General features: G+C 72.5%; 15 protein-coding genes. 9 read left to right on the top strand and 6 right to left on the bottom strand.

Annotation, left to right across the window (positions count from 1 at the left end; all coding sequences use genetic code 11):
* Window positions 1–44 precede the first annotated feature (44 nt).
* Window positions 45–506 carry a MarR family winged helix-turn-helix transcriptional regulator gene (locus tag NBM05_RS10910; RefSeq protein WP_254167235.1) on the top strand — a complete coding sequence of 154 codons (462 nt, stop codon included), beginning with the start codon at window positions 45–47 and terminating at the stop codon, window positions 504–506.
* A gap of 104 nt (window positions 507–610) precedes the next feature.
* Window positions 611–1,927 carry an MFS transporter gene (locus NBM05_RS10905; RefSeq protein ID WP_254167233.1) on the top strand — a complete coding sequence of 439 codons (1,317 nt, stop codon included), beginning with the start codon at window positions 611–613 and terminating at the stop codon, window positions 1,925–1,927.
* 226 nt (window positions 1,928–2,153) lie between these two features.
* Here the strand turns inward: NBM05_RS10905 and NBM05_RS10900 are convergent, their stop codons facing one another.
* The 5 genes from NBM05_RS10900 to NBM05_RS10880 all read right to left on the bottom strand — a co-directional run bounded on the left by NBM05_RS10900 (window position 2,154) and on the right by NBM05_RS10880 (window position 8,245).
* Window positions 2,154–2,855, bottom strand: a complete 702-nt coding sequence (locus NBM05_RS10900) for a DNA-3-methyladenine glycosylase I (protein ID WP_254167232.1) — start codon at window positions 2,853–2,855, stop codon at window positions 2,154–2,156.
* Window positions 2,848–3,633, bottom strand: a complete 786-nt coding sequence (locus NBM05_RS10895) for an alpha-ketoglutarate-dependent dioxygenase AlkB (RefSeq protein ID WP_254167230.1) — start codon at window positions 3,631–3,633, stop codon at window positions 2,848–2,850. Before NBM05_RS10895 ends, NBM05_RS10900 begins: the two co-directional genes overlap by 8 nt.
* Window positions 3,634–3,834: 201 nt before the next feature.
* Complete coding sequence (gene glpK / locus NBM05_RS10890) at window positions 3,835–5,412, bottom strand: glycerol kinase GlpK (RefSeq protein ID WP_254167228.1); 1,578 nt, start codon at window positions 5,410–5,412, stop codon at window positions 3,835–3,837.
* Between the two features lie 73 nt (window positions 5,413–5,485).
* Window positions 5,486–6,292 (bottom strand): MIP/aquaporin family protein, encoded by an 807-nt coding sequence (locus NBM05_RS10885; RefSeq protein ID WP_373689322.1) that lies wholly within the window; start codon window positions 6,290–6,292, stop codon window positions 5,486–5,488.
* Window positions 6,293–6,496: 204 nt separating this feature from the next.
* Window positions 6,497–8,245 (bottom strand): glycerol-3-phosphate dehydrogenase/oxidase, encoded by a 1,749-nt coding sequence (locus NBM05_RS10880; RefSeq protein ID WP_254167220.1) that lies wholly within the window; start codon window positions 8,243–8,245, stop codon window positions 6,497–6,499.
* Between the two features lie 146 nt (window positions 8,246–8,391).
* Between NBM05_RS10880 and NBM05_RS10875 the strand changes: the two genes are divergently transcribed.
* The 6 genes from NBM05_RS10875 (at window position 8,392) to NBM05_RS10850 (ending at window position 15,859) form a co-directional block, all read left to right on the top strand.
* Window positions 8,392–9,351, top strand: a complete 960-nt coding sequence (locus tag NBM05_RS10875) for a sugar-binding transcriptional regulator (RefSeq protein ID WP_254167213.1) — start codon at window positions 8,392–8,394, stop codon at window positions 9,349–9,351.
* A gap of 180 nt (window positions 9,352–9,531) precedes the next feature.
* Window positions 9,532–13,017, top strand: a complete 3,486-nt coding sequence (locus NBM05_RS10870) for a proline dehydrogenase family protein (protein ID WP_254167211.1) — start codon at window positions 9,532–9,534, stop codon at window positions 13,015–13,017.
* Between the two features lie 143 nt (window positions 13,018–13,160).
* Complete coding sequence (gene gcvH / locus NBM05_RS10865) at window positions 13,161–13,547, top strand: glycine cleavage system protein GcvH (RefSeq protein WP_254167253.1); 387 nt, start codon at window positions 13,161–13,163, stop codon at window positions 13,545–13,547.
* A 209-nt stretch (window positions 13,548–13,756) separates the two neighbouring features.
* The gene (locus NBM05_RS10860) at window positions 13,757–14,209 is read left to right on the top strand and encodes an FHA domain-containing protein (RefSeq protein WP_254167209.1); all 453 of its coding nucleotides are present in this window, start codon (window positions 13,757–13,759) and stop codon (window positions 14,207–14,209) included.
* Between the two features lie 67 nt (window positions 14,210–14,276).
* On the top strand, window positions 14,277–15,038 hold the full coding sequence (gene ftsR, locus NBM05_RS10855) for a transcriptional regulator FtsR (protein WP_302183901.1): 762 nt from the start codon (window positions 14,277–14,279) through the stop codon (window positions 15,036–15,038).
* A 284-nt stretch (window positions 15,039–15,322) separates the two neighbouring features.
* Window positions 15,323–15,859 carry a MerR family transcriptional regulator gene (locus NBM05_RS10850; protein ID WP_254167251.1) on the top strand — a complete coding sequence of 179 codons (537 nt, stop codon included), beginning with the start codon at window positions 15,323–15,325 and terminating at the stop codon, window positions 15,857–15,859.
* Here NBM05_RS10850 and NBM05_RS10845 read toward each other — a convergent pair.
* On the bottom strand, window positions 15,856–16,629 hold the full coding sequence (locus tag NBM05_RS10845) for a ParA family protein (protein ID WP_254167207.1): 774 nt from the start codon (window positions 16,627–16,629) through the stop codon (window positions 15,856–15,858). The genes NBM05_RS10850 and NBM05_RS10845 overlap by 4 nt on opposite strands.
* A gap of 299 nt (window positions 16,630–16,928) precedes the next feature.
* Between NBM05_RS10845 and NBM05_RS10840 the strand changes: the two genes are divergently transcribed.
* The gene (locus NBM05_RS10840) at window positions 16,929–20,378 is read left to right on the top strand and encodes a pyruvate carboxylase (protein WP_254167206.1); all 3,450 of its coding nucleotides are present in this window, start codon (window positions 16,929–16,931) and stop codon (window positions 20,376–20,378) included.
* Window positions 20,379–20,436: the final 58 nt, after the last annotated feature.

Here is a 20,436-nt window from a genome sequence, read left to right as displayed (position 1 = left end):
GATTAAGATAGCCAAGCTATGTAAAAAGCGCTAGGATGGATGACATGCAGACACAGCAGGAGACCTCCCGGCCCAGCGAGGAGACCGAGCGCCGCGCCAGCGAGCTGATCGTGGCGGCCAGCCGGTTCGTCCGCGCCGCGTCCCGCCACCGCGGGATGGACCGCTCGCCCATCGTGCTGCGCACGCTGTCCAACCTCAAGGCCAGCGGCCCGATGCGCATCGGCGACCTCGCCGTCGCCGAGCACATCACCCAGCCGACCATGACCGGCGTCGTCAAGCGCATGGAGCTCGAGGGCCTGGTGGCCCGCGAGAGCGACCCCGACGACGGCCGGGCCTGGCTCATGGCCATCACCCCCGCCGGCCTCGGCGTCCTCGAGGAGTTCCGCTCCCGCGCCGCGGCGCGGGTCGAGCCGGCCCTCACCCACCTGAGCGAGGAGGAGCGGTCGGTGCTGTGGAGCGCCGCCCGCATCCTGACCAAGGTCACCGCGGAGCTCGACAGCGAGTAGCCGCCCGGCCCGCCGCCGGTCGACCCCCCTCGGCCGGCGGCTCTTTTTCGGGCCGATATATAGCATTGCAAACCAAAACGCAGATTCGAAGGAACGCTCGACAGATGTCACTCAGCACCTCGTCCACCCCGCAGCAGGGGACGGCCGCGCAGCAGGCCGACGCCGCGCCGCCCCGGAAGCCCTCGATCCTCAAGCAGCCGATCGCCGTGTGGGCCATCGCCTTCGCCTGCATGGTGTCCTTCATGGGCATCGGGCTGGTCGACCCGATCCTGCCGGCCATCAGCCAGGAGCTCGACGCGACGCCCGGCCAGACGATGCTGCTGTTCACCAGCTACCTCTTCATCACCGGCATCGCGATGTTCTTCACCGGCTGGGTCTCGAGCCGGATCGGGATCAAGAAGACCCTGATGATCGGGCTCGTGCTGATCGTCGCCTTCGCGGCGCTCGCCGGTGCCTCCGGCAGCGTCGGCGAGATTATCGGCTTCCGCGCCGGCTGGGGCCTGGGCAACGCGCTGTTCATCTCGACCGCGCTGTCGGCCATCGTCGGCGCGGCCGCCGGCGGCAGCAGCCAGGCGGTCATGCTCTACGAGGCCGCCCTCGGCGTCGGCATGGCGGTCGGCCCGCTGCTCGGCGGGCTGCTCGGCTCCCTGTCCTGGCGCGGGCCCTTCTTCGGCACCGCCGCGCTCATGGCCGTCGGCTTCATCGCCGTCATGGCCCTGTTGCGCGGGCCGCAGAACGCCCCGACCACCGGTGGCAGGGTCTCCCTGACCGCGGGCTTCAGCGCCCTGAAGGACCCGGCCCTGCGCGTCCTCGCCCTCACCGCCCTGTTCTACAACTTCGCGTTCTTCATCCTGCTGGCCTACAGCCCCTACCCGCTGGAGTCCGCGGCCGCCGCCCACGGTGCCGAGTTCGGCGCCCACGAGCTCGGCCTGGTGTTCTTCGGCTGGGGCCTGGCCCTGGCCATCGCCTCCGTGTTCCTCGCGCCGATGCTGACGCGCCGTTTCGGCCTGCGCCCCGTGCTGTACACGATGCTGGTCCTGCTGGCGGCGTGCATGGCGGTGGCCGCGCTCGCCATCGACTCGCTGCCCACCCTGATCGTCATGATCGTGCTCTCCGGGCTGTTCCAGGGCGTCATGAACACCGCCCTGACGGAGACCGTCATGGAGGCCACCGAGCTGCCCCGCTCCATCGCCTCCTCGACCTACTCCGGCGTGCGCTTCCTCGGCGGCGCGGTGGCCCCGGCCGTCGCGGGCCCGCTCTCCGAGGCGCTGGGCGCCGAGGTGCCCTACTGGCTGGCGGTGGTGACGATCGCGATCGCGGTCCTCGTGCTCGCGATCGGCGGCCGGCACCTCTCCGGCCCGGCCCGCCCCCACGAGTCCGCGGAGGCCGAGGCGGAGGCCATCGCCGTCGGGTCCGAGTGACCCGCCGCGCGGCACCCGCGGGAACCTCCCCGCCGCCGTCGCCCCGCGGGACCTGACCCCGCGCATGGCGCCGCCCCGGGGGACCTGACCCCGCGGCCGACGCCGCCCCGCCGAGCCGGGCGCCCGTCCTCACCGGACGGACGCCCGGCTCTTCGCATCGGCCCGAGGGGCCATCCCCCCACCCTTGAACTCGGCGCCGCCCCCTCGACGCCGCGCCCCCCTCGACTCAGCGGGACTCGGCGGCCTCCCCGGGCAGCGCACCGGCCCGCCGCCCGTCCTCGAGGAACACCCCCGAGGCGCCGCGCAGGTGGCTGCGGAGCCAGTGGGTGTCCACCAGCCCGCACGCCTCCATCAGCGCGTAGACGGTGGTGGGCCCCACGAAGCGGAAGCCCCGGCGCTTGAGCTCCGCCGCCAGCGCCCGCGACTCCGCCGAGACCGTGGGCACCTCCTCGGCCGCCGCGGGCACAGGGGTCCGCGCGGGGCAGTGCCGCCAGATCAGCGCGGGCAGCCCCGGGGGGATCCGCAGCTCGCCCCCGCCGCGCAGGGGGAGGCCGAAGCCGGCCAGGCACTCCTCCCCGGCGGCGGCCTCCCGCAGGGCGAGGGTCGCGCGCGCGTTGCCGACGGTCGCCTCGATCTTGGGCCGGTTGCGGATGATGCGGGCATCGCCCACCAGCCGCTCGACGTCGTCCTCGCCGTAGCGCGCCACGGCCTCGGGGTCGAAGCCGGAGAACGCGGCTCGGAACCCCTCCCGCCGGGCCAGGATGGTGGCCCACGAGAGCCCGGCCTGGAAGCCCTCGAGGCTCACCCGCTCGAAGAGCTCCGCCTCGCCGGTCACCGGCCGGCCCCACTCCCGGTCGTAGTACTCGCGCATCATCGCGCTGCCCCCGGCCCACGCCGACCTCTCGACGTCGTCCCGTGCCTCAGCCATTCCCGCCTCCCGTCGCCCGTCCGGTGCACCTCACCGTGATGTTGACCCGACCGCCGCGCACCCCGCACTCGGGCGGGGCGCTGTCCGCCAGGATCTTGGGGACCCCGTGGAACATGTAGCGGCTCGGTCCTCCGAAAACTATCAGGTCCCCGGAGGCCAGCCGCAGGTCCGTGTACGGCCGGGAGCGGGTCTGTGTGTTCCCGGCGCGGAAGAGGGCGGTATCCCCAATGCTGAGGCTCACGACCGGGTCCGAGGAGGACTCGTCACGGTCCTGGTGCATCCCCATCCGCGCGCCGGGCGGGTAGTAGTTCACCAGGGCGACGTCGGGCGCGTACGCACCGGCCCAGGCCTCCAGCCGCTCGGCCTCGAGCCCCGGCCAGGTGGGCGCGATCCGGCGGTCGAACGCGCGGCGCAGGGCGTCGCGCGAGAGCCGCACGAGCCACCCCGGCAGGGGGAGCGGCGCCACGCCCTCCGCGCCGAACCGCTCGCCCCAGCCGCCCGGGCCCCACGCGAGCCCCAGCGAGACCATCCGCACCGACATCGGGTGCCCGCCGACCAGCGGGGAGTGCGGCGCGATCGGCCCCCTGCCCCACTCGCCGAACCGGTCCACGATCCACCGCTGCTGCCGCAGGCTCAGCCAGGCCGGGACGTGCACGACCCCCGGCAGCACCTCCCGCGGCCGGCGCTCGAGATCCCCGTCCCCGAACAGCGCCTCCTCCACGGCGGCCTCCTCCCCCCAGGCGGTGAGCGCACGAGCGCGCCACCGGATGCTCGCCATCGTAGCCCCCGGGGACGACGACTCCACGTCACCCCCGGATGCGACGACTCAATGTCGCCCCCGGAGACGACGACGCCGGGCCGCCGCCCCGCGGCCCCTGCGTGGGGTGCGGGGCGGCGGCCCGGCGCGGTCGCGTCCGAGGGCCCGTCTCTCCGGCGCGGCGGCACCGGCGAGACGGGCCCTGAGGCGGCGTCGTCGGCGTCAGCCCTCGCGGACGTCGTCGTCGACCCAGTCGAAGGTCCGCTGCACGGCCTTCTTCCACAGCCGGTACTGGCGCTCGACGTCGGCCTCGTCGGCCTCGGGCTGCCAGCGCTTGTCCTCCTGCCAGTTCTCGGTGACGTCGGACTCCCCGCTCCAGAAGCCCACCGCGATGCCGGCCGCGTACGCTGCGCCCAGCGCCGTGGTCTCGATGACCTTGGGCCGGATGACCGGCACCCGCAGCACGTCGGCCTGGAACTGCATGAGGAACTCGTTGGCGGTCATGCCGCCGTCCACGCGCAGCTCGGTCAGGTTCACCCCGGAGTCGGCGTTCATCGCGTCCAGCACCTCGCGGGACTGGAAGGCCGTGGCCTCCAGCGCCGCCCGGACGATGTGCTCCTTGCGGGAGTACCGGGTCAGGCCCACCAGGGCGCCACGGGCGTCAGGCCGCCAGTAGGGCGCGAAGAGCCCGGAGAAGGCGGGCACGAAGTAGCAGCCGCCGGAGTCCTCGACTGAGGTCGCCAGCGCCTCCGTCTCGCCCGCGCTCGCGATCAGGCCCAGATTGTCCCGCAGCCACTGGATCAGCGAGCCCGAGACGGCCACCGAGCCCTCCAGCGCGTAGACCGGCTTCTGGTCGCCCAGCTTGTACGCGACGGTCGTGAGCAGCCCGTTCTCCGAGATCACCGGCTCCTCGCCGGTGTTCATGAGCATGAAGTTGCCCGTGCCGTAGGTGTTCTTGGACATGCCCTTCTCGAAGCAGGCCTGCCCGAACGTGGCCGCCTGCTGGTCGCCCAGGATGCCCGCGATGGGCGTCCCGCGCAGCATGCCGCCCACCCGGCCCTTGGCGTAGACCTCGGAGGAGGAGCGGATCTCCGGGAGCATCGACATCGGGATGCCGAAGTCCTTCGCGATGTCCTCCTCCCACTCCAGGGTGCGGATGTTCATCAGCATGGTCCGCGAGGCGTTGGTGACGTCGGTGATGTGGATGCCGTTGTCGGTGCCGCCCGTCAGCTGCCACATGACCCACGAGTCGGTGGTGCCGAAGAGCAGGTCGCCCTTCTCGGCGCGCTCGCGGGCGCCGTCGACGTTGTCGAGGATCCACTTGACCTTCGGGCCCGCGAAGTAGGTGGTCAGGGCGAGGCCGACGCGGTCGCGGTACTTGTCGTACCCCTCGTCGCCCGCCAGCTCGTCGCAGATCTTCTGGGTCCGGGTGTCCTGCCACACGATCGCGTTGTAGACCGGCTCGCCGGTGTTCTTGTCCCACACCACGGCGGTCTCGCGCTGGTTGGTGATGCCCACCGACGCGATGCTGTGGTGGTTGACGTCGGCGTCGGTCAGGCACTGCGCGACCGCGCGGCGGACGTTGCGCCAGATCTCCTGCGGATCGTGCTCGACCCACCCCGCCTTGGGGAAGATCTGCTCGTGCTCGTACTGGGAGACCGAGACGATCTCGCCCTTCTTGTTGAAAAGGATCGCGCGGGAGCTCGTGGTCCCCTGGTCGATCGCGAGCACGTACTTCTTGTCGGTGCCGAGGGTCTCGGAGTACAGGGCGGGGCCGCCCGCTTCTTCCTGTTGCGCCATGGTGGCTTCCTTTCGGTGGTGCCTCCCTCGCGGGGAGGCCGTGGCTGTGTACCGGCGTCGTCGCCGGATCGGGTCAGAGGGCGACGAGGAGCGGCACGACCAGCGCCGCCAGCATGGCGCCCAGGATCGGTCCCAGCACGGGGACCCAGGCGTAGGACCAGTCGGAGCCGCCCTTGCCCCGGATCGGCAGCACCGCGTGGGCGATGCGGGGACCGAGGTCGCGGGCGGGGTTGATGGCGTAGCCCGTGGGCCCGCCGAGCGAGACGCCGATGGCGACGACGACCAGCGCGACCGGCAGCGGCCCCAGCTCGGCCGGCGTCATGCCCGAGTAGAGGACGAAGGCGATGAGCACGAAGGTGGCCAGGACCTCGGTCACCAGGTTCCACCCGTAGGAGCGGATCTCCGGGCCGGTCGAGAACACGCCGAGCTTCAGCGCGGGCTCCTCGTCCTGGTCGAAGTGCTGCTTGTAGGCGAGCCAGCACAGGACCGCGCCCACGAACGCCCCGACCATCTGGCCGGCGATGTAGATGACGATGTTGACGAAGGTGGCCGGGACCCCGGTCGTGAGGTCCTGGCCGGAGACCGCGAGGCCCAGGGTCACCGCGGGGTTGAGGTGCCCGCCCGTGAGGTAGGCCGCGTACACGCCGGCGTAGACGCCGAGGCCCCAGCCGAACGCGATCATCAGCCAGCCGCCGGCGTGGTTCTTCGTCCGGGGCAGCAGCTGCCCCGCGACGACGCCCGCGCCGAGGAGGATCAGGATCGCGGTCCCGAGGAACTCCGAGGTGAACATCCCCAGCGGCGTCGGCACGCCGTCCTGGACGAAGGCGGGGGAGATCCCGAGGATCCCCACCGCGTCTGAGGCGAGGAGCGGAAGCGACATGGCCACTCACTTTCCTGACACGACGTCGTGCCATTCTTCATAGGTGCCCCGGCGTCCGCGGTCGCGGGTCCCGGGAGGATTGATGGGTCGTTCGGACGGGTGGTCTGGGCGGGTGCCCAGCCCCGCCGGACGGGGTCCGGCGGGACCGGGCGGCTCCTCGGGCCGGTGGGCCCGGCGGGCGGGGGCGGTGCAGCCCCGGCCGCCTCAGGAGTGCAGCGCGATCTTGGGTGCGATCTCGGTGTCGGCGGTGACCTCGGCGGCGGCGCTCGCGTCGTCGTCGTGGGTCTCGGCCGCGGCCATGCTCTCGACGCGGCGGCGGTAGGTCTCCAGCTCCTTGGTGCGGGTCTCCTGGCTCCAGCCCAGCTCGGCGGCGGCGATCTCGATGATCTCCTCGGCCGCGGCGAGCCCGCGGTCCCGCTGCTCCATGTCCAGGCGGACGCGGCGGATCAGGATGTCCTCGAGGTGCAGGGCGCCCTCGTAGCGGACCGCCAGCAGGACCTCGGCCCGCAGGAAGGCCGGCGCGTGCTCGAGCGGGCGCCCCCAGGTCGGGTCCTCGTCGATGAGCTCCAGGACGTCGTCGATCTCGGAGCCGTAGCGCTCCAGCAGGCTGTCGACCCGAGCCGCGGTCCAGCCGCGCTCCCGGGCGATCGCGTCGGCGCGGTTGCGGGCGGCCTCGAAGCCCTCGGCGCCGACCAGGGGGATGTCCTGGGTGACCGAGGGGCGGGCCTTGGCGGTGGCGCCGAGGGCGAAGTCGACGGCGTCGCGGCCCATCACGCGGTAGGTCGTGAGCTTGCCGCCCGCGATCGCCGAGAGCCCCGGGGCGACCTCGGTGACCGTGTGCTCGCGGGAGACCTTGGTGGACTGGGTCTCGTCCTCCTTCTCGACCACCGGCTGCAGCAGCGGCCGCAGCCCGGCGTAGGTGCTGAGGATGTCGTCGCGGGTCAGGGGGGTGTCGAGGATCGCGTTGGCGTGCTCCAGGACGTAGTCGATGTCCTCCCGGGTCGCCACGGGGCGGGAGTAGTTCTGCTCGTACGGGGTGTCGGTGGTGCCGATGACCCAGTAGCGCTGCCACGGGATGATGAACAGGACCGACTTCTCGGTGCGCAGGAAGATCCCGGTCTCGGCGTTGATCCGGTCGCGGGGCACCACGATGTGGATGCCCTTCGAGGCCAGCACCTTCAGCCCGGCCTCGGTGCCGCCGAGCCGCTCGGTCTGCTCGGTCCACACGCCGGTCGCATTGACCACGTGGCGGGCCGTGACCGTCCGCTCGGTCCCGGTCTCCAGGTCGGTGATCCGGGCGCCGACGACGCGGCCGGTCGAGGACTTCAGCAGCTCGGTGACCTGGGTGCGGTTGGCGGCCAGGGCGCCGTAGCCGGCGGCGGTGCGCACGACGTCGACGACGAGGCGCGCGTCGTCGACCCGGGCGTCGAAGAAGCGGATGGCGCCGGTCAGCGCGTCGGACTTGATGTCCGGGAACAGCTGCCGCGCGCCCTTCTTGGTGTAGTGGCGCTGGTTCGGCAGGATCTTCCGGCCACGGGCGCCGATCCGGGCCAGCGCGTCGTACATCCCGATGCCCACCGCGGAGTAGGTCCGCTCGATCACGGGCATCTTGAGCGGCCACAGGAAGGGCTGCGCCTTGACCAGGTGCGGCGCGATCCGGCTCAGCAGCAGCCCGCGCTCGGTCAGCGCCTCCGAGACGAGGTGGAAGTCCAGGTTGTAGAGGTAGCGCAGCCCGCCGTGGACGAGCTTGGAGGACCACGACGAGGTGCCGGAGGCCCAGTCGCCGGCCTCGACGACGGCGGTGCGCAGCCCGCGCGTCGCGGCGTCGAGCGCAATGCCCGCCCCGGTGATGCCGCCGCCGATGACGAGGATGTCCACCCCCTCGTCGTCGGACATGGCCTCGAGGGCGCGGGACCGGTTCTCGGCCGTGAGATGGCTCGCGGAGATCTTCATGGGTTCCTCCTGATACTCGGCGCCCGCTAGGCGGTACGTCGCATGGCGTGTGATCTTTTCCGGGTGCGGAACTGGTTCCATTCTTACCGAATCGTGAAAGAATGAGCACGACCCTTGCACGAACGTGCAGAAAGGTGTGACGTCTCTTGCACAAACGTGATGACCTGGCTCACTCCGCCGCCGTCATGTACTACGTCCAGGACCAGACGATGGACGCCATCGCCAAGGAGTTCGGGGTCTCCCGGGCCACGGTCTCCCGGCTGCTCAAGCACGCCCGCGACTCCGGCCTCGTGCGGATCACGGTCGCAGAGGTCTCGCGGGGAACCGACGTGCTCGGCCGGCAGCTGGAGCGGACCTTCGGCATCACGGCCCACGTCGTGCAGGTGCGCGGGGCGGCCTCGGAGGCGGCGCGGCTCGAGCAGGTCTCCAAGGTGGCCGCCTCCGTGCTGGACACCCTCCTGGAGCCCGGCACCATCCTGGGCTTCGCGTGGGGGTCCACGATGACCGAGCTCGCGCGTCACCTCACCCCCCGGCGGGTCCCCGAGTCGGTGGTCGTCCAGCTCAACGGCGCGGGCAGCGCGCGCCGCTCCGGGATCCCGTACACCGGGGCGATCCTCAACTCGGCCGCGGAGGCCTTCGGCTCGCAGGTGGTGCACTTCCCGGTCCCGGCGTTCTTCGACTACGCGGAGACCAAGCGGGCCATGTGGCGCGAGCGCAGCATCCGCGGCGTGCTCGCGCTGCAGGCCCAGGCGACGGTCGCGGTCTTCGGCGTCGGGGCCCTCTACGGCACCGTGCCCTCCCACGTCTACAGCTCGGGCTACTTCGACGAGGAGGACTACGCCCGCCTCGCCCGGGACAACGTGGTGGGCGACGTCTGCACGGTCCTGCTGCGCGAGGACGGCACGTGGGCCGACGTCGAGATGAACAGCCGCGCCACGGGCCCGACGCCGCACGAGCTGTCCCGGATCGAGCACCGCCTGTGCGTGGTGGCCGGCGCGCACCGGACCCCCGCCCTGCTCGGCGCGCTGCGGGCCCGCGCCGTGACGGACCTGGTGGTCGACGAGCTCACCGCCAAGCTCCTGCTGGACCGGGCCGAGGGGCTCTGAGCCCGCATCGCGGCCCCTGTGCCCTCGGCGAACACGCCGCGGGCCCGCGGGGAGCGATTACCGCCGCTCGGCGCGAGCTCCCATACTGGGAGGAGAGTGCCGCGGCGATCCGCATCACATCCGATGGACCTCGCCGGGCAGGCGCCGAACCGCAGCTGAACGGACGCCCGAGGAGGCCGCATGACCACCCACCAGTTCACCGACGAGCGACACCGCGCGATGGCCGAGGAGGCCGTGGAGCTGGTCCGCCGCTGGGTCGAGGAGTCCCGGGCCGTCCCCGAGGACCCGGCCGCGGCCCACCTCGCGGGAGTCCTGAAGGACCCGCACGGCCTGGAGTTCACGGTGGGCTTCGTGGACGGCGTCATCCGCCCCGAGGACGACGCCGCGGCGGGCCGCAACCTCGGCGAGCTCGCCCCGATCGTGCCGAAGTTCCTCCCCGCCCACCTGCTGGGTGCCGTGCGCGGCGGCGGCCTGGTCGCCCCTCGGCTCCCGTGGCCCATCATCCCGATCGCCCGGACCGCGATGCGCCGGATGGTCGGTCACCTGATCGTCGACGCGCGGGAGGACAAGCTCGGCGCGGTGATCGAGCACCTGACCGCGGGCGGCAACCGCCTGAACATCAACCTGCTCGGCGAGGCCGTCCTCGGCGACGACGAGGCCGAGCGCCGCCTGGCCGAGACGGAGCGCCTGCTGCGCCGGGACGACGTCGACTACGTCTCGATCAAGGTCTCCTCCGTGACCGGCCCCCACTCGCCGTGGGCCTTCGACGAGGTGGTCGAGCACGCCGTCGAGCGCCTCACGCCCCTCTACGAGTACGCGGCCCGCTCCGAGACGCCCAAGTTCATCAACCTGGACATGGAGGAGTACAAGGACCTCGACCTCACCACCGCGGTCTTCCGCCGCATCCTCGAGCAGCCGCAGCTCAAGGGCCTGGAGGCCGGGATCGTGCTGCAGGCCTACCTGCCGGACACGCTCGGCGTCCTGCGGGAGCTGCGCGAGTGGGCGAAGCGGCGGGTCGAGGATGGCGGGGCGCCCATCAAGGTGCGCCTGGTCAAGGGCGCCAACCTCTCGATGGAGCTCGTGGAGGCCGCGGTGCACCGCTGGCCCCTGACCACCTGCCCCTCCAAGGAGGCCACGGACGCCAACTACAAGCGCATCCTCGACGACGCGCTGCGGCCGGAGAGCGCCGAGTTCGTCAAGATCGGCGTCGCGGGCCACAACCTCTTCGACATCGCCTTCGCCCTGCTGCTGGCGCGGGAGCGCGGCGTCGAGGACCGGATCGACTTCGAGATGCTGATCGGCATGGCCGCCCAGCAGGCCGAGGTGGTCCGGCGCGACGTCGGGCAGCTGCTGCTCTACACCCCCGCGGTGCGCCCGCAGGAGTTCGACGTCGCGATCTCCTACCTGGTCCGCCGGCTCGAGGAGAACGCCTCGAGCGAGAACTTCATGTCCGCGGTCTTCGACATCGCGGACAGCCGCTTCCTCTTCGACCGCGAGCGCGAGCGCTTCCGCCGCTCCCTCGAGGACGTCACCGACGAGGTCCCCGGCCCCAACCGGACCCAGAACCGGGCGGAGGAGACCGAGGAGACCGTGTTCCGCCCCGAGCACGGCTTCGACAACGCCCCGGACACCGACACCACGCTGGCCCACAACCGCGCGTGGGGCCGGGAGATCCTCGAGCGGGCCCGGGACTCCCACCTGGGCGAGGAGCGCATCGAGGCCTCCCGCCTGGAGACGGAGGAGGAGGTCGACGCCGCGGTCGAGCGGGCCCGCGAGGCCGGCCGCCGCTGGGGCGCCCGCCCGGCCTCCGAGCGCGCCGAGATCCTGCGCCGGGCCGGTGGCCGGCTGGGCCTGCGCCGCGCCGAGCTGCTGGAGGTCATGGCCTCCGAGGCCGGCAAGGTGCTGGACCAGGGCGACCCGGAGGTCTCCGAGGCCATCGACTTCGCGAACTACTACGCCGAGCTGGCCGAGGGCCTGGAGGACGTCGACGGCGCCGAGTACCACCCGGTGGCCGTCACGGTGGTGACGCCGCCGTGGAACTTCCCGGTCGCGATCCCCACCGGGTCCACGCTCGCCGCGCTCGCGGCCGGCTCCGCGGTGCTGTTCAAGCCGGCGGGGGAGTCCCGCCGGTGCGGCGCCGTGATCGCCGAGGCGCTGTGGGAGGCAGGCGTCCCGGAGGACGTGCTGCAGCTGATCCAGGTCGGGGAGAAGGAGCACGGCCGGCGGCTGATCTCCCACCCCGACGTCGAGCGGGTCATCCTCACCGGCGGCTACGAGACGGCGGAGCTGTTCCGCTCCTTCCGGCAGGACCTGCCGCTGCTGGGGGAGACCTCGGGCAAGAACTCGATCATCGTCACGCCCAACGCGGACCTGGACCTGGCCGCGCGCGACGTCGTGAACTCGGCCTTCGGCCACGCGGGCCAGAAGTGCTCGGCCGCCTCGACCGTGATCCTGGTCGGCTCGGTGGCCACCTCGAAGCGCTTCCACCGCCAGATCGTCGACGGGGTGCGCAGCCTGCACGTCGCGCACCCCACGGACGTCCGCGCGGAGATGGGGCCGGTCATCGCCCCGCCCGAGGGCAAGCTCGCCCGCGGCCTGACGACGCTGGGCGAGGGAGAGCGCTGGATCCTGGAGCCCCGCCAGCTCGACGAGACCGGGCGCCTGTGGTCCCCGGGCGTCCGGGCCGGGGTGCGGCCGGGCAGCGAGTACCACCTGACGGAGTACTTCGGGCCCATCCTCGGCGTCATGACCGCCGAGACCCTGGAGGAGGCCATCGAGCTCCAGAACGCGCCCGAGTACGGCCTGACCGCGGGGCTGCACTCGCTGAGCTCCGACGAGCTCGCCCGGTGGATCGACCGGGTCGAGGCGGGCAACGTCTACGTCAACCGCGGCATCACCGGGGCGATCGTGCGGCGGCAGTCCTTCGGCGGCTGGAAGAAGTCGGCGGTCGGCACCGGGACCAAGGCCGGCGGGCCCAACTACCTCGTCGCGCTGGGGAACTGGACGCGCCGCCCCTCCCGCTCGATCGCCTCCCCGTCCGGCGAGCACGTGCGGAACCTGCTCAAGCGCATCCGCGAGCCGCACGCCCTCGGGCGGGACGACATCGAGTTCGTGACCCGCTCCGCCTCCTCGGACGCGGCCGCCTGGGCCGCGGAGTTCGGCGTGCGCCACGATCCCTCGCGGCTGGGCGTCGAGCGCAACATCCTGCGCTACGTGCCGCACCAGGCGCAGGTGCGCCTCGACGCGGACGGGTCGCTCGCGGAGGCGCTGCGGGTCGTCGCGGCCGGGCTGACCGCCGGGGCCCCCGTGAGCCTGTCGACGGCGCGGCCGCTGCCGGTCGCGATCGGCGGGGCGCTGGCCGAGGCCGGCGTCGAGGTCCGGGAGGAGGACGACGCCGCGTGGCGGACGGAGCTCCGGGCGATCGCGCGGACCCCGCTGGCGGACCTCGCCGGCAGTCGCTTCGAGGGCGCGCGGATCCGCTACGTGGGCGGGGACGCCTCCTCGGTCTACGAGGCGCTCGGCGGGCGCCCCGACGTCGGGGTCTACGACGGCGAGGTGACCGAGGCCGGGCGCGTGGAGATGCTGCCGTTCCTGAAGGAGCAGGCGGTCTCCATCACGGCGCACCGGTACGGCAACCCGGACCGGTTCTCGGAAGGGGTCATCTGAGGGGCGTCCGCGGGCCGCGGGAGCGGGTCGGGGTGTGAGCTGACGCCCACTCGCGACCCGGTGTGAAATACTGGTGACCGGCGTCGCCCCGCGCGGGCGGGCGCCGGTCACCTTCGTCGCCGTCGACCGCTTGAGAGGCCATGATGAGCAGCATCCCCCCAGAGTTGTCCTACACCGCCGAGCACGAGTGGGTCTCCGCGCCCGACGACCAGGGCGTGGTGACCGTGGGCATCACCGACCACGCCCAGCAGGAGCTGGGGGACGTGGTCTACGTGGACCTGCCCGACGCCGGCACGAGCGTCGCGGCGGGGGAGACCTTCGGCGAGGTCGAGTCGACCAAGTCGGTCTCGGACCTGTACATGCCGGTCGAGGGCGAGATCGTGGAGACCAACGACGCCGTGGCCGACGAGCCGGGCAGCCTCAACGAGGACCCGTACGGAGCCGGTTGGCTGGTGAAGATCCGCCCGGCGAGCGCGGACGCCCTGAACCACCTGCTCGACGCGGAGGGCTACGCGGCGGAGATCGCCTAGGGCGCGCCCGCGAATTTCACTGTGGGCTAGCCGTCACGGCGCCGGTCTCCGGCTAGAATTGGCTACCAAGCCCGCGAGTCATCACGATGGGGCGGCGGTCGGCGCCTCGGGGCGGCACCGGCGGCCACCGGGCGGGGTGAACCGACTCCGTCCGAGTGCGGCATCCACCCGAGCGCCACCGGGCGTGAGGGCCTGAACGAGGGGAACACATGTCTGACAAGCACGAAACGGGTCCGGAGACCACCGCCATCGGGGTCACGCACTCCGCGGCCTCCGTCGGGGGCAAGCGCCAGCTGGCCGAGGAGGAGGTCGCCGCGATCAACGCGCTGCCCGCCGAGTCCGCGCTGCTGATCGCCCAGGGCGGTCCCAACAACAGCGCCCGGTTCCTGCTGGACGCGGACCTGTCCCAGTCCTCCCGCACGGAGGAGGGCATCGTCGCCGGGCGTCACCCCGAGGCGGACATCTTCCTCGACGACGTCACCGTCTCCCGCAAGCACGCCCTGTTCCAGTTCAACGCCGGCACCTTCGACCTCACGGACATCGGCTCGCTCAACGGCACCTACGTCAACGGCGACCGCGTGGACCACGTGACCCTCACCAACGGCGACGAGGTCCGCATCGGCAAGTTCGTCTTCGTCTACTACGCCAGCACCGCCCACTAGCCGCTCCGGGCGGCACCGCCCGGAGGGTCAGCGCGCCGCAGGGCCGCAGGAAGGGACCCCAGGATCCATGACCACGCCCGATCGCAGCGCTCCGAGCCCGGCCGGGCCCGACGTCGTCCCCGCCGCGGCGGACGCGGAGGGCCGGGACCGCAAGGACAAGACGATCGGGCAGGTGCTGAGCCACCTGGACGGCGACTTCCCGGGTCTCAGCGCCTCGAAGATCAGGTTCCTGGAGGACCGGGGCCTGGTGTACCCGCAGCGGACCAGCACCGGGTACCGCAAGTACTCGAGCGCCGACGTCGAGCGGCTGCGCTACATCCTGACGCTGCAGCGGGACCACTACCTGCCGCTGCGCGTGATCAAGCAGAAGGTGGACGAGCTGGAGGGCGCCGGCTCCTCGGCCGGGCCCGCGGCGGCGTCGGACCCGGAGGAGGTCCCGCCCGGCTTCGAGCGCAGCGGGACGGGGCGGACCTACTCGATGCGCGACCTGGCGAACCACACCGGGGTCCCGCTTCCGACGGTGCGGGAGCTCATCGACTACGGCCTGATCGCCGAGGGGGAGCAGGGGCAGTTCGACGAGCACGCGGCCCGCGTGGCCTCGCTGTGCGCCCGGCTGACCTCCCACGGCTTCGAGCCGCGGCACCTGCGGTTCTTCCGGGCCGCCGCCGACCGCGAGGTGGGCCTGGTCCAGCAGGCGGTGGCGCCGTGGGCGAGCCGGCGGGACGAGCCCTCCCGGGAGCGCGCCGCGGCCGCGGCGCGCGAGATCTCGGGCCTGTGCACCGACCTCCACACCGCGCTGGTGCGCGAGCAGGTCGCCAAGAGCTGGTGACGGGCGCTGCCCCGCCCCGCCGCCGGGGGACACGGGCGGATGTCTTTGACCAGCACGGGTCATGGCTCTAACGTCAGTACGTACGACAGCACGATGTTTCCCGCGAGACCATGACTGATCAGCCGAGGAGGACCCGGGTGGGCCACGAAGGATCACACGACGACCCCCGGGCCGGTCGCTCCCGAGCCGACCTCCGCGTCACCCCCGCCCCGGCCTTCGACGAGCAGCAGCTGCCCGGCCTGGAAGCCGAGGGTCAGCCGGCGCCGCCCACCGGCCGCCAGGGAATGCTCTTCGACGAGGACCTGGTCGCCCTGGACGAGAACATCGGCTACCGGGGTCCGGTGGCCTGCAAGGCCGCCGGCATCACCTACCGCCAGCTGGACTACTGGGCCCGCACCAAGCTCGTCGAGCCGACCGTGCGCGGGGCCCGCGGTTCCGGCACGCAGCGGCTCTACTCGTTCCGCGACGTCCTGGTCCTGAAGATCGTCAAGCGCCTGCTCGACACGGGCGTCTCCCTCCAGCAGATCCGCTCCTCGGTGGAGCACCTGCGCACCCGCGGGGTCGAGGACCTCGCCCAGATCACGCTGATGTCGGACGGGGCGAGCGTGTACGAGTGCACCTCGCCGGACGAGGTCATCGACCTGGTGCAGGCCGGCCAGGGCGTCTTCGGCATCGCCGTCGGGCGCGTCTGGCGGGAGCTCGAGAACAACCTGGCCAGCATGCCCGGCGAGGACCTGCGCGCGGCCGAGGAGGCGGAGGGCGCTGCCTTCCCCGCGGACGAGCTCTCGGCCCGCCGCCAGTCCAAGCGCGACGCCGGCTAGCCCAGCAGCCCCTCCAGGATCGCGTCGAACCCACGGGCCGCCTCCGCGGCCTCGGCGCCCGGCCACCCGTGCACGGGGTAGGCGGCGCCCTGCACCTGCTGCCACACGCCCGACTCGGCGATGCTGGGCGAGACCACCAGCCGCCCGAACATGCCGCGCAGCTCCTCGGTGCGGTACCGGTGCTCCTCCGAGTGCCGCTGCACCTTGTTCAGCACCACGCTCGCGGCGCGCACCTTGAACTCGCTCTCGGTCTCGAAGCGGGCGATCGCGCGCATGGTCCGCTCGGTGCCGGCCACCGAGAAGAGGCTGGGCTCCGCGACGGAGAGCACCTTGTCCGAGGCCGCCCAGCCGATGCGGGTCAGCGAGTTCACGGTGGGCGGGCAGTCGATGAGCACCAGGTCGTAGCGGTCGGTGCGCGCCAGCGCCCGCCGGAGCAGGCCGAGGTTCTTCGCCGTTCCGGGCAGGCGGTCGTAGGGGAGCGCGCGGGCGGAGCCGGCGACGACGTCGAGCCTGGCCCGGTCCCCGAGGCCGGGCACGCGCGCCCAGCCGGAGGGAACCGCGTTGCGGTCGAAGGAGACCTTCTTCGGGGCGGCCAGGACGGCGGCGGCGTCGGCCTCCTTCGTCGCGGCGGCGGAGAGCCCCAAGCCGGTGCTGGCGTCGCCGTGCGGGTCCAGGTCCACCACGAGGGTGTCGACGCCGCGCCGCAGCGCCGCCGAGGCCAGGCCCAGGGTCACGGAGGTCTTGCCGACCCCGCCCTTGAGGGAGCTCATGCTGACGACCTGGGTCACGTATACCTCACGATGACGATTCGACGGGGGACGGTCACCCATCCTATCCGCCCGGCGCGCGCCGTTCACCTCGGGGACCGGCGGCGGAGGCGCCGCCCGCGCCCGGCCCGCGCCCGGCCCGCGCCCCGGTCCGCGTCTCGTTCTGTGACGTGCGGCATGGTCAATCGCGACGAGCGGGTGTGATCGCCCCTACTATGGGTCAGGACACTCCCATGTCATTGTGATTCGACGTGCCCTCCCGCGCCCCCTGACGGGGCGCCGGGGCAGGAAATGGACTGTGCATGTTCTCCAAGATCCTGGTCGCCAATCGAGGCGAGATCGCGATCCGCGCCTACCGCGCCGCCTACGAGCTCGGCGCGAAGACCGTCGGCGTCTTCCCCTACGAGGATAGGAACTCCATCCACCGCCAGCAGGCCGACGAGGCCTACCCGATCGGGGAGGAGGGTCACCCGGTCCGGGCCTACCTGGACGTGGACGAGATCATCCGGGTCGCGAAGGAGTCGGGGGCGGACGCCATCTACCCCGGCTACGGCTTCCTCTCGGAGAACCCCCGCCTGGCGGTGGCCGCCGCCCAGAACGGCATCACCTTCATCGGCCCGCCCCCGGAGGTCCTGGACCTGGCCGGTAACAAGGTCGCCGCGCTGAAGGCCGCGCGCAAGGCCGGGATCCCGGTGCTGGACTCCACCGAGCCCTCGGCCGACCCGCAGACGCTGATCGAGCAGGCCGAGGAGGTCGGGTTCCCGATCTTCGTCAAGGCCGTCGCCGGCGGCGGCGGGCGCGGCATGCGCCGGGTCAACACCGCCGCCGAGCTGCCCGACGCGCTGGCCGCGGCCATGCGCGAGGCAGAGACCGCCTTCGGCGACCCCACCGTGTTCCTCGAGCAGGCCGTGCTGCGCCCGCGCCACATCGAGGTCCAGATCCTCGCGGACTCCACGGGCGAGACCGTGCACCTGTTCGAGCGCGACTGCTCGCTGCAGCGCCGGCACCAGAAGGTCGTGGAGATCGCCCCGGCCCCGCACCTGGACGAGGAGATCCGCCAGGCCCTGCACCGCGACGCCGTGAAGTTCGCCCGCGAGCTCGGCTACGTCAACGCCGGCACCGTGGAGTTCCTGGTCGACACCGCCGGGGAGCGGGCCGGTCAGCACGTGTTCATCGAGATGAACCCGCGCATCCAGGTCGAGCACACGGTCACCGAGGAGATCACCGACGTCGACCTCGTCCAGTCCCAGATGCGCATCGCGGCCGGCGAGACCCTCGCGGACCTCGGCATCCGCCAGGAGGGCCTGCGCGTGCGCGGCGCGGCTCTGCAGTGCCGCATCACCACGGAGGACCCGACCAACGGCTTCCGGCCCGACGTCGGCAAGATCAGCGCCTACCGCTCGGCCGGCGGCGCCGGGGTCCGCCTGGACGGGGGCACCGTCTACGCCGGCGCGGAGATCTCCCCGCACTTCGACTCGATGCTGTGCAAGGTCACCTGCCGCGGCAAGGACTTCACCACCGCCGTCCAGCGGGCCCAGCGCGCGCTGGCCGAGTTCCGCATCCGCGGCGTGGCCACCAACATCCCGTTCATCCAGGCGGTCCTGGAGGACCCGACCTTCCGCGCCGGTGACGTCTCGACGCCGTTCATCGACGAGCACCCGGAGCTGCTGACCAAGAAGCACTCCTCGGACCGGGCCACCAAGGCCCTGACCTACCTGGCCGGGGTCACGGTCAACCGGCCCAACGGCCCGCGCATCGACGGCATCGACCCTCGCGAGAAGCTGCCCCGCTTCCCCGGGGACAAGGTCGCCGAGCCCTTCCGCAGCCCCTTCGACGGGCCCACCGAGCACCAGCCGCCGGCCGGCTGGCGTCAGACCCTGCTCGAGCGGGGCCCCGAGGGCTTCGCGCAGGCCCTGCGCGAGCACGGCCCGCTGGCGGTCACCGACACCACCTTCCGCGATGCCCACCAGTCGCTGCTGGCCACCCGCATCCGCACCCGCGACCTGCTCGCCGCGGCCCCGGCGGTGGCGCACACCCTGCCGCAGCTGTTCTCGGTCGAGGCCTGGGGCGGTGCGACCTACGACGTCGCGCTGCGCTTCCTCGGCGAGGACCCCTGGCGCCGCCTGGAGCTGCTGCGCGCGGCGCTGCCCAACGTCCCGATCCAGATGCTGCTGCGCGGCCGGAACACGGTCGGCTACACCCCGTACCCCACCGAGGTCACCGACGCGTTCGTCGCCGAGGCCGCCGAGGCCGGGGTGGACATCTTCCGGATCTTCGACGCCCTGAACGACGTCTCGCAGATGGCCCCGGCCATCGCCGCGGTCCGGGACACCGGCACCGCGGTCGCCGAGGTCGCGATGTGCTACACCGGCAACCTGCTGGACCCCGAGGAGAAGATCTACACCCTCGAGTACTACCTGGAGCTGGCCCAGCGGATCGTCGACGCCGGCGCGCACATCCTGGCGATCAAGGACATGGCCGGGCTGCTGCGCCCGGAGGCGGCCCGCCGCCTGGTCACCGCCCTGCGCGAGCGCTTCGACCTGCCGGTGCACCTGCACACCCACGACACCGCGGGCGGGCAGCTGGCGACGCTGCTGGCCGCCTCGGAGGCCGGGGTCGACGCCGTGGACACCGCCAGCGCCTCGCTGGCCGGCACGACCAGCCAGGTCGCGGCCTCGGCGCTGGTCGCGGCCACCGACGACACCGGTCGGGAGACCGAGCTGTCCCTGGAGGCGGTGTGCGCCCTGGAGCCCTACTGGGAGTCGGTGCGCTCGATCTACAAGCCCTTCGAGATGGGACTGTCCTCGCCGACCGGGCGGGTCTACACCCACGAGATCCCGGGCGGGCAGCTGTCGAACCTGCGCGCGCAGGCCACGGCCCTGGGCCTGGCCGAGCACTTCGAGGCCATCGAGGACATGTACACCGCCGCGAACCGGATGCTGGGCGACATCGTCAAGGTCACCCCGTCCTCGAAGGTCGTGGGCGACCTGGCGCTGCAGCTGGTGGGCATGAAGGTCGACCCCTCGGAGTTCGAGGCGGACCCGGGCAGCTTCGACATCCCGGACTCGGTGATCGGGTTCCTCAACGGCGAGCTGGGCACCCCGCCGGCCGGCTGGCCGGAGCCGTTCAGGTCCAAGGCGCTGGCCGGGCGCAAGTCCACGCCGCGGGTGACCGAGATCAGCGAGGAGGACCGGCGGGCCCTGACCGCCGACTCGCAGACCCGCCGGTCGGTGCTCAACCGCCTGCTCTTCCCGGCCCCGACCGCGGAGTTCGAGCGGATCCGCTCGGAGTTCGGCGACGTGTCGATGCTGCACACCCGCGATTACCTCTACGGGCTGGTCGAGAAGCGCGAGCACGTGATCTCGCTGGGCAAGGGCGTGCGCCTGCTGGCCACGCTGCAGGCGATCTCGGAGCCGAATGAGAAGGGCTACCGGACGGTGCTGTGCACGCTCAACGGCCAGCAGCGCTCGATCGACGTGCGCGACGAGTCGGTGGAGAGCTCGGTCGCCGCGGCCGAGAAGGCCGATCCGAACCGGGCCGGGCACGTCGCGGCGCCCTTCGCCGGGGCCGTCACGGTCACCGTCGAGGAGGGCGAGACCGTGGAGCCCGGCGGGCAGGTCGCCACGATCGAGGCGATGAAGATGGAGGCCTCCATCACGGCCCCGGCCGGGGGCACCGTCAAGCGCGTGGTGCTGGGCGGGGTGCAGCAGGTCGCCGGTGGGGACCTCGTGGTGGAGCTGGATCCCGCCTAGGGGCCCGGGCGCCCGCCGGGAATGAACCGCCCCGCCGGGAGGTTGGCCTGACTGGGCG

It is taken from the genome of Rothia santali (assembly GCF_024199905.1).
GTDB lineage: Bacteria > Actinomycetota > Actinomycetes > Actinomycetales > Micrococcaceae > Rothia > Rothia santali.
The sequence above is the reverse complement of the archived record's forward strand: the minus strand, read 5'-3'. Positions and strand labels throughout refer to the sequence as shown.

Excerpts from the sequence above, each read along its gene's own strand:
- NBM05_RS10910 (WP_254167235.1), top strand. The coding sequence starts at position 45 with ATGCAGACACAGCAGGAGACCTCCCGGCCCAGCGAGGAGACCGAGCGC.
- NBM05_RS10905 (WP_254167233.1), top strand. The coding sequence starts at position 611 with ATGTCACTCAGCACCTCGTCCACCCCGCAGCAGGGGACGGCCGCGCAG.
- NBM05_RS10900 (WP_254167232.1), bottom strand. The coding sequence starts at position 2,855 with ATGGCTGAGGCACGGGACGACGTCGAGAGGTCGGCGTGGGCCGGGGGC.
- NBM05_RS10895 (WP_254167230.1), bottom strand. The coding sequence starts at position 3,633 with ATGGCGAGCATCCGGTGGCGCGCTCGTGCGCTCACCGCCTGGGGGGAG.
- glpK (WP_254167228.1), bottom strand. The coding sequence starts at position 5,412 with ATGGCGCAACAGGAAGAAGCGGGCGGCCCCGCCCTGTACTCCGAGACC.
- NBM05_RS10885 (WP_373689322.1), bottom strand. The coding sequence starts at position 6,292 with ATGTCGCTTCCGCTCCTCGCCTCAGACGCGGTGGGGATCCTCGGGATC.
- NBM05_RS10880 (WP_254167220.1), bottom strand. The coding sequence starts at position 8,245 with ATGAAGATCTCCGCGAGCCATCTCACGGCCGAGAACCGGTCCCGCGCC.
- NBM05_RS10870 (WP_254167211.1), top strand. The coding sequence starts at position 9,532 with ATGACCACCCACCAGTTCACCGACGAGCGACACCGCGCGATGGCCGAG.
- gcvH (WP_254167253.1), top strand. The coding sequence starts at position 13,161 with ATGAGCAGCATCCCCCCAGAGTTGTCCTACACCGCCGAGCACGAGTGG.
- NBM05_RS10860 (WP_254167209.1), top strand. The coding sequence starts at position 13,757 with ATGTCTGACAAGCACGAAACGGGTCCGGAGACCACCGCCATCGGGGTC.
- ftsR (WP_302183901.1), top strand. The coding sequence starts at position 14,277 with ATGACCACGCCCGATCGCAGCGCTCCGAGCCCGGCCGGGCCCGACGTC.
- NBM05_RS10850 (WP_254167251.1), top strand. The coding sequence starts at position 15,323 with ATGCTCTTCGACGAGGACCTGGTCGCCCTGGACGAGAACATCGGCTAC.
- NBM05_RS10845 (WP_254167207.1), bottom strand. The coding sequence starts at position 16,629 with ATGAGCTCCCTCAAGGGCGGGGTCGGCAAGACCTCCGTGACCCTGGGC.
- NBM05_RS10840 (WP_254167206.1), top strand. The coding sequence starts at position 16,929 with ATGTTCTCCAAGATCCTGGTCGCCAATCGAGGCGAGATCGCGATCCGC.